The sequence below is a fragment of the Kribbella caucasensis genome (genome assembly GCF_004361855.1).
Lineage (GTDB): Bacteria > Actinomycetota > Actinomycetes > Propionibacteriales > Kribbellaceae > Kribbella > Kribbella caucasensis.
The window spans coordinates 40,695-52,339 of the sequence record NZ_SNWQ01000028.1 but is presented as its reverse complement, the minus strand read 5'-3'; the positions used below and the strand labels follow the sequence as shown (position 1 = coordinate 52,339).

At 68.3% G+C, this 11,645-nt stretch carries 12 protein-coding genes; 7 read left to right on the top strand and 5 right to left on the bottom strand.

All coding sequences use genetic code 11. The annotated features are described in order from the left end of the window. Positions 1-4: 4 nt before the first annotated feature. The 3 genes from EV643_RS37550 to miaA are packed head-to-tail and all read right to left on the bottom strand — an operon-like array spanning position 5 to position 2,195. The gene (locus EV643_RS37550; RefSeq protein ID WP_133804982.1) at positions 5-688 is read right to left on the bottom strand and encodes a hypothetical protein; all 684 of its coding nucleotides are present in this window, start codon (positions 686-688) and stop codon (positions 5-7) included. Continuing rightward, on the bottom strand, positions 689-1,234 hold the full coding sequence (locus EV643_RS37545) for a SigE family RNA polymerase sigma factor (RefSeq protein WP_133804981.1): 546 nt from the start codon (positions 1,232-1,234) through the stop codon (positions 689-691). Next, positions 1,221-2,195 (bottom strand): tRNA (adenosine(37)-N6)-dimethylallyltransferase MiaA, encoded by a 975-nt coding sequence (miaA, locus tag EV643_RS37540; RefSeq protein ID WP_133804980.1) that lies wholly within the window; start codon positions 2,193-2,195, stop codon positions 1,221-1,223. Before miaA ends, EV643_RS37545 begins: the two co-directional genes overlap by 14 nt. Before the next feature lie 268 nt (positions 2,196-2,463). On the opposite strand from miaA, the gene EV643_RS37535 reads away from it, so the two are divergent. The 4 genes from EV643_RS37535 to EV643_RS37520 all read left to right on the top strand — a co-directional run bounded on the left by EV643_RS37535 (position 2,464) and on the right by EV643_RS37520 (position 5,977). Beyond that, positions 2,464-2,742, top strand: coding sequence for a hypothetical protein (locus EV643_RS37535; RefSeq protein WP_133804979.1), 279 nt, complete (start codon positions 2,464-2,466; stop codon positions 2,740-2,742). Positions 2,743-2,833: 91 nt separating this feature from the next. After that, positions 2,834-3,076: an antitoxin gene (locus EV643_RS37530; RefSeq protein ID WP_133804978.1), complete on the top strand. Its 243-nt coding sequence runs from the start codon at positions 2,834-2,836 to the stop codon at positions 3,074-3,076. Between the two features lie 326 nt (positions 3,077-3,402). Beyond that, positions 3,403-3,852, top strand: coding sequence for an NUDIX hydrolase (locus EV643_RS37525; protein ID WP_133804977.1), 450 nt, complete (start codon positions 3,403-3,405; stop codon positions 3,850-3,852). A gap of 286 nt (positions 3,853-4,138) precedes the next feature. Further along, positions 4,139-5,977, top strand: a complete 1,839-nt coding sequence (locus tag EV643_RS37520) for a LamG-like jellyroll fold domain-containing protein (protein ID WP_133804976.1) — start codon at positions 4,139-4,141, stop codon at positions 5,975-5,977. Here EV643_RS37520 and EV643_RS37515 read toward each other — a convergent pair. Then, complete coding sequence (locus EV643_RS37515) at positions 5,967-6,692, bottom strand: phosphotransferase (protein ID WP_238166077.1); 726 nt, start codon at positions 6,690-6,692, stop codon at positions 5,967-5,969. The two genes, EV643_RS37520 and EV643_RS37515, sit on opposite strands and share 11 nt — an antisense overlap. A 3-nt stretch (positions 6,693-6,695) precedes the next feature. After that, on the bottom strand, positions 6,696-8,171 hold the full coding sequence (gene miaB, locus EV643_RS37510) for a tRNA (N6-isopentenyl adenosine(37)-C2)-methylthiotransferase MiaB (RefSeq protein ID WP_133804975.1): 1,476 nt from the start codon (positions 8,169-8,171) through the stop codon (positions 6,696-6,698). A gap of 101 nt (positions 8,172-8,272) precedes the next feature. Here miaB and EV643_RS37505 point away from each other — a divergent pair, with 101 nt between their 5' ends. The 3 genes from EV643_RS37505 to EV643_RS37495 all read left to right on the top strand — a co-directional run bounded on the left by EV643_RS37505 (position 8,273) and on the right by EV643_RS37495 (position 11,587). Beyond that, entirely contained in the window at positions 8,273-9,814 is a 1,542-nt protein-coding gene (locus EV643_RS37505) for an amidohydrolase family protein (RefSeq protein WP_133804974.1), read from the top strand. 122 nt (positions 9,815-9,936) lie between these two features. Further along, entirely contained in the window at positions 9,937-10,701 is a 765-nt protein-coding gene (locus EV643_RS37500) for an amino acid ABC transporter ATP-binding protein (protein ID WP_133804973.1), read from the top strand. A gap of 46 nt (positions 10,702-10,747) precedes the next feature. Then, positions 10,748-11,587 (top strand): glutamate ABC transporter substrate-binding protein, encoded by an 840-nt coding sequence (locus EV643_RS37495; RefSeq protein WP_133804972.1) that lies wholly within the window; start codon positions 10,748-10,750, stop codon positions 11,585-11,587. Positions 11,588-11,645: the final 58 nt, after the last annotated feature.

Below are 11,645 nucleotides of genomic sequence, written 5' to 3'. Positions count from 1 at the left end.
CGCGTCAGGAGAGCGTGCAGGAATTCAGGAAGCGCTGGACCAGCTCGTCGGTCCAGTCCTGGTGCTCGACCGGCAACCGGACCACCAGCCAGCGATCGCCGAGCTTCACCTGGCCGACCGCGCGCCCGTCCAGGCTGCCGAGATGGAACACCTTCCCGTCGGCCTCTGTCGCCCGGATCCCGGTGAGCCGCTGCGCCTCGGCCGCTCCGAACAACTCCAGCCCGGCCGCGGTATCCGACGTCCGCACACTCGGCGGAGTCAGTACTACGCGCTCGCCGCCGGGCGTCGCGGTCCAGCCCTGCGGTACGAGGGTGCAGGAGATCGGATTCCACGTCTCCTTGTTCGTGACCAGCTGGACCACCGCGGCGTCGTACATCGACATCGTCTCGCCGGACTGCGCAGGTGTCGCCGCGGCCGTCGGACTCGGACGTACGCCGGGGACGCTAGGCGTGGCTGACTCGGTGGCGACCTCCGCTTCGCCGCCGACCCACCAGTCCGCCTGGTTCCCCACGATCAGCACCGCCGTGGTCACCGCGGCCGCGCACAGCACGCCAGCCACCCCACGGCGCGCCCTGATCCGTCGCAACGCGCGGCGCCCGCGGACCACGTCCGCGTCGACGTCCGCCGGCGGCAGGCCGTCGACCGTATGGTCGGCGAACTGCTCCAGCAGCTTCTTCACCTCGTCCACTCAACTACTCCCGGTCGCCGGATCCGTTGCTGTGTCCCGGGCTCTGTCACCGGCGGTGTCGTCGCCCATCAGATCCTTCAGTCGTCTCAGCGCTTTCGCGGTCTGGCTCTTCACGGTGCCTTCGGTGCAGTCCAGGATCCGCGCGCAGGTGGCCACGTCGAGATCCTGGAAGTAGCGCAGCACGAGTACTGCGCGCTGCCGCGGCGCCAGGTCGAGCAGCGCCCGCCGGACCGTCAGCAGGTCCGCCGGATCCGCCTCGTCGGACAGCCGCGGCTCGAACGTCTCCGCGGTCACCACCTCGGGGTGGCGGCCGGCCCGGCGACGCTCGTCCAGGAAGGCGTTGACCAGGATGCGGTGCGCATACGGGCCGGCGCCTTCATGCCGGATCCGGTGCCAGTGCACGTACACCCGTGTGCAGGCGGTCTGGACCAGATCCTCGGCGGTGTGCACATCCCCCGCGGTGAGCAACATCGCCGTTCTCATCAGTCTGCTGCGATCCGCGAGCACGTACTCGCGGAACTCGGCCTCACGGTCACCCCCTCGCATCGACAGCCCCCAGGCCTTCTTCCACTCCGACTACGTCGCGCGCCGCGGATCGGTTGCCTTCGACCACGGTCACGGCCTTCGCCAGCAGGTCGGGGTCGTCATAGCGCAACCAGGTGATCCGGGGGTCCTTGCGGAACCAGGAGTCCTGCCTCCGGGCGAACCGTCGCGTCGCCTGGGCGGTCCGCTCGCGTGCCTCCTGCTCCGAGATCTCCCCGCGCAACAACGCGATCACCTGGGAGTACCCGAGCGCGCGGTTCGCAGTACGGCCTTCCAACAGGCCCTGGTCGAGCAGGCCGCGGACCTCGTCGACGAAGCCGTGCTCGAACATCCGGTCCACCCGGCGGCCGATCCGTTCGTCCAACTCGGGCCGCGGTACGTCGAGTCCGAGTTGTACGGCGCCCTCGTAGACGTACCGGTGCTCGGGCAGAGTCGCGACGTACTGGTTGCCGGTGATCTCGATGACCTCCAGCGCGCGGACGATCCGGCGACCGTTGCTAGGCAGGATCTGCGCGGCGGCCGCCGGATCCACGTCGGCAAGGCGGCGATGCAACGCGCCCGATCCTTCGGACTCGAGCTCGGCCTCTAACCGCTCTCGTACTGCAGGATCCGTGCCGGGGAAGGAGAAATCGTCGAGGATCGCTCGGACGTAGAGCGCCGAACCACCCGCGAGGACGGGCAGCACGTGACGGTTCAGGCAGTCGTCGATCGCCTGCCGGGCCAGCTGCTGGAACTCCGCGACCGTGGCGGTCTGGCTCACGTCGAGGATGTCGAGCAGGTGGTGCCGGACTCCGAGTTGCTCGGCCGGGGTGATCTTCGCGGTGCCGATGTCCATGCCGCGGTAGACCTGCATCGCGTCGGCGTTCACCACCTCGCCGTGGAGGTGCTTGCAGATGGCAACGGACAGGTCGGACTTGCCGGCGGCGGTCGGTCCGACGACGGCGACGACGAGTGGTGCGGCCATCCGACCAGTGTGACAGTGACGGGCCGTGGCCGGCGTACCGGCGCGGACTCCGGGACGCCCGCGGGCGGCGTACGGGCGTGGACTGAGGGACGCCGGCGAGCGGCGTACGGGCGTGAACTCTGGGCCAAGAGGGCTGATCCGGCCTTGTGGTGACCCCCGATGTCGGATAGGAACGACTGGCAACCAAGTTACGGTCCGGACCGCAAAGATCTGGTGCGAATCCGGGGGGCCGCAACACATCGCCAGCACCGACTCGGAGGGAACCGCAGTGACGAATCAGTTCGAGGAAGAGTCCGACGCCGCCAAGGAAGCACTGGACCTGGAAGACGGATTCGACGCGGCCAAGCGCAGCGGCGGGGACACAGAACTGAAGGCGAGCGGCGGGGACATCGAGTCCAGCGGCGACGGTGACGACAGCGGCGGCGACATCGAGTCCGGTGGCGATATCGAGAGCGGTGGCGATATCGAGTCCGGCGGGGACATCGAGAGCGGTGGCGACATCGAGTCCGGCGGGGACATCGAGTCCGAACCGACCGGGGGAAACTGAGAGAATCTCCCACACCTGGGCCCCGGTTGGTGGAAGGATCACCGCTGACTGTCTGTCAGTAGTTCACTACGCTAGGAATGGGAGCCCCGAGATGGGCATCTTCGACAAGTTCAAGGGCAAGGCCGAGGACCTCAAGGACAAGGCGACCGAGGTCGTCGACTCGCACGGCGACAAGGTCGGCGACGGACTCGACAAGGCCGGCGACGTCGTTGACGAGAAGACCGGCGGCAAGTACGGCGACAAGATCGACCAGGGCGTCGACGTCGCCAAGGACCGGCTCGACGGCCTCGACGGCCAGGACGACGACATCGACAACGGCCCCAAGGCCGTCTGACTCGATCCCACGAAGGGCCGCAGGGAAACCACCTGCGGCCCTTCTGTCTGCCCGCCCCGTCGACCCGCCCCCCACCCCAGCCGACCCGCATCCCCCGCCACTGGCTCGCATTTGAGAGGTCAACCTCTCGGGTGCATGGTTCCGGTCAGAATCTGGTGGGGCAACCATGCAGCTCAAAGGTCAGCCTCTGAATGCGAGCCGCGCGGCGCCGGGCCGGGGGTCGTCGCCGGGACAACGTGGGCGGGGACGAGACGATCGTGGGGCGGCGACGGCACGGGCGGCGGGACGGGCGGGGTGTTGTCGGGGGTGGGTTCTAAGGTGTCGGCATGGATCGGTTTCGGGTGGTGCCTGCGGCGTATGTGGTGCTTCGGCGTGGGGACGAGGTGTTGTTGTTGCTTCGGGCCAACACCGGCTACATGGACGGGTACTGGGCGGTGCCGGCCGGTCATGTCGAGCAGGGCGAGTCGGTGCTCGAGGCGGCGCTTCGGGAGACGCGCGAGGAGGTCGGCGTTGAGATCGATCCGGCGGACCTGGTCCCGCTCACGGCGATGCACCGCACCGGCGGCAACGGCGACCCCATCGACGAACGTGTCGACTTCTTCTTCACCGCTTCCCGCTGGACCGGCGAACCCACCTTGCTGGAGCCCACCAAGGCGGCCGGGCTCGACTGGTTCTCGCTCGACAAGCTGCCCGATCCCGTCGTACCGCACGAGGCCCGCGTCCTGGCCGGCGTCCGCGACGGCAGCATTCCCGCGGTGATCGCGCAGGGCTTCTAGCCGGCTGCCCACCTCCGCCGATCGCCGCGCGGGGCCGGACGGCTGCACCACCTCCGCACGATCGCCACGCTGCTTCTAGACGGTTGCGCCAATACCACTGATCGCCGCCCGGTTCTGGACGGCGGGGCGGGCTCCACTGATCGCCACGCGGTTCTGGGGGCTGGTGGCGCTGGCTGATGGGGCATGGTTTTTGGGGCGTTTTTGTGCTGTTCATGCTCGGGCGGTTTGGCCGGCTCTACAGTGCCTGCGTTGTCAGTGAACGCATGGGAACTCGTGGAGGCCTTCGATGGAGCAGCAGTACGACGGGACCAGCCGGCGGCGGATCCTGCAGGCGGGAGCCCTCGGCGCCGGCGCCGCCCTGATCCCGGGCACGGCCGCAGCCAGTGCCACGGAAGGTACGACGGTCCCCGGCGCCACCGAATCCAGCAACGCGAAGCCCGACCCGGAGAGCCCGCGGTTCACGCTTGCCGTCGTCCCGGACACGCAGTACCTGTTCGACCTGGATCGTGGTGACGCCGCGCCGCTGACCGCGAGCTTCAAGTACCTGATCGACCAGCGCGCCGCGGAGAACATCGTCTTCACCGCGCACCTCGGCGATGTCGTGGAGAACGCGCAGGCGTCCGAGTTCGCCCAGGCCGATCCGGTCTTCCAGCTTCTAGACCAGGCCCGGATGCCGTACAGCGTGCTGGCCGGCAACCACGACATCGACGGCTCGAAGGACGACCAGCGCGGCGACTCGGCGTACCTGCGCACCTTCGGCCCGGACCGGTTCCGCCGGATGAGCACGTACGGCGGGTCGACGCCGGACGGGTACAACTCGTACCACGTGTTCCGCGCGGCCGGGCGGCAGTGGTTGCTGCTGGCGATGGACTGGCGCCCGTCGGACGCCGGATTCGCCTGGGCCCGCAAGGTGATCGCCGAGCACCCGAAGCTGCCGGTCATCCTGACCATCCACGACCTGGTGGACTACAACCCCGGCGCCCCGGCTGCACACTTCAGCGGCCACGGGACCCGGGTCTGGGAGCAACTGGTCAACGGCAGCGACCAGATCTTCCTCACCCTGAACGGCCACTTCTGGCCGCCCGGCCGGGTGACCCGCAAGAACGCGGCCGGCCGCGACGTACACCTGCACCTCACCAACTACCAGGACCGGTACTACGGCGGCAGCGGGATGATCCGGCTGTACCACTTCGACCTGGCCCGCAACGTGATCGACGTCGAGACCATCTCCCCCTGGATCCTCAGCCAGAAGGCGTCCCGCCGGACCGAGTTGGCCGAGGTCGAACTCGAACTCACCGGCGACGCCAACCGCTTCAGCGTCCCGATCGATTTCGCCGAGCGCTTCGCTGCCTTCGACCCGGTACCCGTCCGCCCGGCCCGACCGGCTTCGCAGCTGGTGATCCCGGGAACCGTGGCGTACTGGCGTTTCGACGGACCGGTCTCGCAGCAGCTCACCGACCACTCCGGCCGCGGCAACCACCTGACCACCGCCTTGCTTCCGGGCAGCCCCGCCGCCAGCCTGCGCACCGCTGCCGAGTTCCACCCGGACCAGCCCGGCCACGCCAGCTGGTTCTTTGCCGGCGGCAAGAATCCGGCCCGCGGCGGCTACCTCCGTACGGCGGACTCCGCGCCCCTCAACCGGATGACGTTCACCAACGGCTACACCATCGAGGCCTTCGTCAAGCTCGCCGACGACGGCGCGGATCACGCCTGGATGGGCCTGCTCAGCCGAATGGGTACCGGCGCCGACGCGGGCAAGACCGGCAGCGACCCCGCCGAGCCGGTCGTCAACCTCGGCTACTCCGGCGGTCGCCAGGTCCAGTGGGCCGTCTACCCGCTCGACCAGAACGACACCTTCACCAACTGGGGCCACGAACAGGTCGCCGGACGGTGGTTCCACCTGGCAGTGGTCAACGACGGCCGCCACAGCACCCTGTACGTCGACTCGTCCCCGCTCCTTCGCAACCCCAGCACCCGCTCCAACGGCCTTGCCACCGCCAACCACCCCTGGCTGCTGGGCGCCAACCACTACGACAACGTGATCGAACAAGCCTTCGCCGGCCACATCGGCGAACTCCGAATCGTCGACCGGCCCTTGTCCACAAACCAATTCCTCAACGCGTAAACGGCAGGTGGGTGCGGATGAGCTCTTCCTGGGCGGGTAACAGGGCGAGCTCCTCCGCAGTCAGGGTTGTATTGCGGCCGCGGACCGCGAGTGCCGCGGACAAACCCGGCGATGGGTCGATGGAGTTGGCCAGGTAGGTCGAAAGTGCCTTGCGCAGCAGGCCGGAGAGGGCTGCGAAGGCGGGATCGAGGGCTACCTGGGCGAAGATGATCGCGGTCATCGCGACGTCGAACTCGGGCGGCCCCTCCTCCGCGTTGCACCAGTCGATCACCCGGGGGCCGTCGGCGGTCAGGATCACGTTCTCCGGGTGGAGGTCGCCGTGCACGACGACCGAACCGTCCGTACCGCTGGGCGCCGGGATGGCGTGCAGCCGCCGGTGCAAGTCCGCGTGCAGTTCGCCGACCTCGACGGGGCCGACGTCACCAGCCCGGGCGGCATCCGCCAGCGTCGGTCCATTGAGCCGTTCGAGGATCATGTCCGGCCCGTCGACCTGATAGACCGCCGGCACCGGGTACCCATGCTGCGCGACGTGCCGCATGTACTGCGCTTCGTCGCGCACCGGATGACCGTTCCGGTACCGCCGCAGCACCCGATCCTCGCCGAGGGCATACACATCCGCATCCCGCCCGAACGCGAACGGCTCCGACGCAATCGCCCCGGACGCGAACAGCTCCGAAGCGAACGGCTCGGACCCAATCGGCTCGGGCGGCAGCAAGAATCAGCCGATCTGGCAGCCGCCGACGGCAGGTTCCACGGGCTTCGCGCCGATGGTCGGCATCCCCAGCATCACGCCGGGCGCGGCCGATGACGGTGCGCCCTGCGCCGCCTCCCAAGCGTCGCCGGCCCGAGTACGCCGTACAGACCCGAACACATCCGCAACCAGGTGGTGCGGCGCCGCGTACGTGACCTCAACCGTCGCCAGATCGCCCGGCCGCGGCGCCTCCACGCCTTCCGGCAGAGCGAAATGCACGAGCCGGTTGTCCCGAGCACGCCCCGAAAGCCGATGAGTCGCGGCGTCCTTGCGCCCCTCCCCCTCGGCCACGAGCACCTCGACCGACCGCCCGACGACCAGCTTGTTCTCCGCCCAGGCCATGTCGTCCTGCAGCGCGACCAACCGCTCGTACCGATCCTGGACGACGTCTCGCGGGACCTGGTCCTCCATCGACTCAGCCGGCGTCCCCGGCCGCTTCGAGTACTGAAAGGTGAACGCCCCGGCGAACCGCGCCTGCCGGACCACGTCGAGCGTGCCCTGGAAGTCCTCCTCGGTCTCACCCGGGAAGCCGACGATGATGTCGGTCGTGATCGCCGCATCCGGCATCGCCGCGCGAACGTCGGAGATGATGCGAAGGTACCGATCCCGGCGGTACGACCGGCGCATCGCCTTCAGCACCTGGTCCGAACCTGACTGCAGCGGCATGTGCAGCGACGGCATCACGTTCGGCGTCTCGGCCATCGCCTCGATCACGTCCGCGGTGAAGTCGCGCGGATGTGGGGAGGTGAACCGGACCCGCTCGAGCCCGTCGATCCCCCCGCAGGCGCGGAGCAACTTGCCGAAGGCGTACCGGTCGCCGAACTCCACGCCGTACGAGTTCACGTTCTGGCCGAGCAGGGTCACCTCGAGGACACCCTCGGCGACCAGCGCCTCCACTTCGGCGAGGACGTCACCGGGACGGCGGTCCTTCTCCTGCCCGCGCAGCGCCGGGACGATGCAGAACGTGCAGGTGTTGTTGCAGCCGACGCTGACCGACACCCAGGCGGAGTACGGCGACTCGCGGCGGGTCGGCAACGTGGACGGGAAGACCTGGAGCGACTCCAGGATCTCGACCTGCGACTCCTCCCGCACCCGGGCGCGCTCCAGCAGCACCGGCAGCGAGCCGATGTTGTGGGTGCCGAAGACGACGTCCACCCAGGGCGCCTTCTTGGTGATGGTCGCCTTGTCCTTCTGCGCCAGGCAGCCGCCGACGGCGATCTGCATCCCCGGCCGCTTCGCCTTCACCGGGGCCAGGTGACCGAGGTTGCCGTACAGCTTGTTGTCGGCGTTCTCGCGAACCGCGCAGGTGTTGAAGACGACCACGTCGGCCTGGTCTCCCTCGGGCGCGCGGACATAGCCAGCGTCCTCCAGCAGCCCGCGCAGGCGCTCGGAGTCGTGGACGTTCATCTGGCACCCGTAGGTGCGGACCTCATAAGTACGCATGACAGCCACCAAGAGTACGTCTCGTGGTGGACTTTTCCCTACCTGGGATAGGGCAGGTGCTACCCCTGACCCAGCGGCTCGAGAGCAGAATAGTGGAGGGCATGAACAGTTCTCGCCGTCAGTTCCTGGCCCGTACCACGGTCGCCGGCGCAGCAGTCGTTGCCGGTGGCTCCCTCACGTCCTCGGCATCCGCCCTGGTCCGGCCGCTCGCGGCCGTCGGGACCACCCGGATCGCGCTCACCGACGTCACCGTGATCGACGTCGCCACCGGTCACCGCGCCCGCCACCAGACCGTACTGATCAGCGGCGACCGCATCATCGCCGTCGGCCGCAACCTGCCCGTCCCCCATGACGCCACCGCGATCGACCTGACCGGTAAATACGTCATCCCCGGTCTCGCCGACATGCACGTCCACAGCGTCGGCGACGACCGGATATCGCCTCCGCTCTACCTGGCCAACGGCCTCACCACCGTGCGCGAGATGTCCGGCAACGACACCGTCTACGGCTGGCGCGACCGGATCGACGCGGGCACTCTGCTCGGACCGCGGATGATCGTCGGCTCCAAGATCATCGACGGCGACCCGACCCTGTGGGACACGAGTGTGATCGACGTACACGTCGTGAAGGACGAGGCCGCCGCCCGATCCGCCGTACGGGAAGCCAAGGGCTATGGCGCCGACTTCATCAAGGTGTACTCGCGCCTCAATCCCACGGCGTACCGGGCGATCCTGGACGAGGCGCGGCGGCAGGGGCTGACCGTGCACGGACACGGGCCGGACCAGGTCACCATCGAGCAAGCGAGCGCCGCCGGACAGCGCAGCATCGAGCACATCCACGCGGTTGCCCTGTCCGTGTCGAGCCGCGAGCACGAGGTACGGCGAATGCTGCAGGCGATCTCGGTGCAGCCGGGCGGCTACAACTCCTGGTTCCGCCAGCTGCACCCGATCGAGTGGATCGCGGCGAACAGCTTCAGCCAGTCCCGCGCGGCGGAGGTCTTCGGCACGCTGCGGCGCAACCGGACCCGGGTCACCCCGACCTTGACGATGCACAGCGTGCTCGACATGCCGGACTACGCCGCTCTCGACCCGGCGCTGAAGAAATACCTCAGTGCCGACGCACTCTGGGGCTTCGACTACGCGGTGGAACAGCTCTACAAGCCGAACCGGACCGCCGAGGAGATCGCCCGCCAGCGCGACATGTGGGCCTACCGGCAGCGGTTCGTCGGCGAACTGTTCGCGCACGGCGTCCCCGTTCTCGCCGGCACTGACACCGGTACGCCGTACTCGGTGCCCGGCTTCTCCCTGCACCAGGAACTCGAACTGCTCGTCGGCGCCGGTGCCACCCCGAGACAGGCCCTGTACGCCGCTACGGTGGAGCCGGCCAGGTTCCTCGGTCTCGGCGACGACCTGGGCTCGGTGACGCCCCGGACGATCGCCGACCTGGTGGTCCTCGACGCGGACCCGCTGACCGACATCCGCAACACCCGGCGGATCCATTCGGTCGTCACGCGCGGCCGGGTGATCTCCCCGCAGGCGCGATCGCGCATGCTCGCGGACGTTGAGGCGGCCGTCAAGGACCCCCCGGGCACGGCCGCAATTCCTGCGGGTGGCTGCTGCGGAACACGTCCTCCCGGACAGTAACAACCAGTAGCGCGCAGGCTGTGACGATGCGGTCACAGCCTGCTCGTTGTATTGCAGATTGTTACCACCGTGGAACCACGGATTCCGTGCGGCCCAACCCCACCCTCCGCTAGGTTCACGCCATGAGCGATTCCGTCGACACCGTGACGACAACCGGTCTTGTCGCCCTGCAGGACGTCCAGAAGCACTTTGGCGACCTGCACGTTCTGAAGGACATCAACCTGTCCATCGGCCGCGGTGAGGTCGTCGTGGTGATCGGCCCGTCCGGGTCCGGCAAGTCGACGCTTTGCCGGGCGATCAACCGGCTGGAACCGATCGACTCGGGATCCATCACCCTGGACGGTCAGCCGCTGCCCAGCGAGGGCAAGCGGCTGGCGAACCTTCGCGCCGACGTCGGCATGGTGTTCCAGTCCTTCAACCTCTTCGCCCACAAGACCATCCTGCAGAACGTCACCCTCGGTCCGATGAAGGTGCGTGGTCTGTCGAAGGCCGAGGCGGAGAAGAAGGCCCGGGCCCTGCTCGAGCGGGTCGGGGTCACCGCACAGGCCGAGAAGTACCCGGCCCAGCTGTCCGGTGGCCAGCAGCAGCGGGTGGCGATCGCCCGCGCGCTGGCGATGGACCCGAAGGTGATGCTGTTCGACGAGCCCACCTCGGCGCTGGACCCGGAGATGATCAAGGAGGTCCTCGACGTCATGGTCGACCTCGCAAGCCAGAGCATGACGATGGTCGTGGTCACGCACGAGATGGGCTTCGCCCGCCGGGCGGCCAACCGGGTCGTTTTCATGGCCGACGGCCAGATCGTCGAAGAGGCCGAGCCGCAGAAGTTCTTCACCGATCCGCAGACCAAGCGGGCTCAAGACTTCCTCTCGAAGATCCTCACCCACTGACCGCCCCCGCGGTTCCCAGCGCAGTACCGAATCTGGAGGAAAGAAAATGCGACAGCGAATCATCGCTGCCCTCGGCATCACGGTCCTGGCCGCGACCGGCCTGACCGCCTGTGGCGACGACGGCGCCGGCGGTTCCGGCGGCAGTGGCGACAAGATCACCATCGGGATCAAGTACGACCAGCCCGGCCTCGGCCTGAAGGAAGGCTCGAACTACACCGGCCTGGACGTCGACGTCGCGAAGTACGTCGCCAAGGAGATGGGCTACGAAGAGGGCAACATCGAGTTCAAGGAGTCGCCGTCGGCCCAGCGCGAGACGCTGCTCGGCAACGACCAGGTCAAGATGATCTTCGCGACCTACTCGATCACCGACGCCCGCAAGGAGAAGGTCTCCTTCGCCGGTCCGTACCTGGTGGCCGGCCAGGACCTGCTGGTCCGCGCCGACAACACCGACATCACCGGCCCGGACGCCCTGAACGGCAAGAAGCTGTGCTCGGTGACCGGCTCGACGTCGGCCCAGAAGGTCAAGGACAAGTTCGCCAAGACCGTGCAGCTGCAGGAGTACGACACCTACTCCAAGTGCGTCGAGGCGCTCGGCGCCGGCGCGATCGACGCGGTCACCACGGACAACACGATCCTGGCCGGTTTCGCCTCCCAGGCGGCCAACCAGGGCAAGTTCAAGGTGGTCGGCGAGACCTTCTCCGAGGAGCGCTACGGCGTCGGCCTGAAGAAGGGCGACACCGAGACCTGCACGAAGGTCAACGACGCGCTGAAGAAGATGGTCGACTCCGGCGAGTGGCAGAAGGCGGTCGACAAGAACGTCGGCCCGTCCGGCCTGAAGCTCGACGCTGCGACCAACCCGCCGAAGTCGTTCGACGCGTGCGCCTGACCTGACAGCCTCCGTGGGGAGGGACCGGGGCCGGTCCCTCCCCACGCGCTTGGGTCTC

Coding starts and splice junctions, on each gene's coding strand:
- EV643_RS37545 (WP_133804981.1), bottom strand. CDS start 1,234: ATGCGAGGGGGTGACCGTGAGGCCGAGTTCCGCGAGTACGTGCTCGCG.
- miaA (WP_133804980.1), bottom strand. CDS start 2,195: ATGGCCGCACCACTCGTCGTCGCCGTCGTCGGACCGACCGCCGCCGGC.
- EV643_RS37530 (WP_133804978.1), top strand. CDS start 2,834: ATGGGCATCTTCGACAAGTTCAAGGGCAAGGCCGAGGACCTCAAGGAC.
- EV643_RS37525 (WP_133804977.1), top strand. CDS start 3,403: ATGGATCGGTTTCGGGTGGTGCCTGCGGCGTATGTGGTGCTTCGGCGT.
- EV643_RS37520 (WP_133804976.1), top strand. CDS start 4,139: ATGGAGCAGCAGTACGACGGGACCAGCCGGCGGCGGATCCTGCAGGCG.
- miaB (WP_133804975.1), bottom strand. CDS start 8,171: ATGCGTACTTATGAGGTCCGCACCTACGGGTGCCAGATGAACGTCCAC.
- EV643_RS37505 (WP_133804974.1), top strand. CDS start 8,273: ATGAACAGTTCTCGCCGTCAGTTCCTGGCCCGTACCACGGTCGCCGGC.
- EV643_RS37500 (WP_133804973.1), top strand. CDS start 9,937: ATGAGCGATTCCGTCGACACCGTGACGACAACCGGTCTTGTCGCCCTG.
- EV643_RS37495 (WP_133804972.1), top strand. CDS start 10,748: ATGCGACAGCGAATCATCGCTGCCCTCGGCATCACGGTCCTGGCCGCG.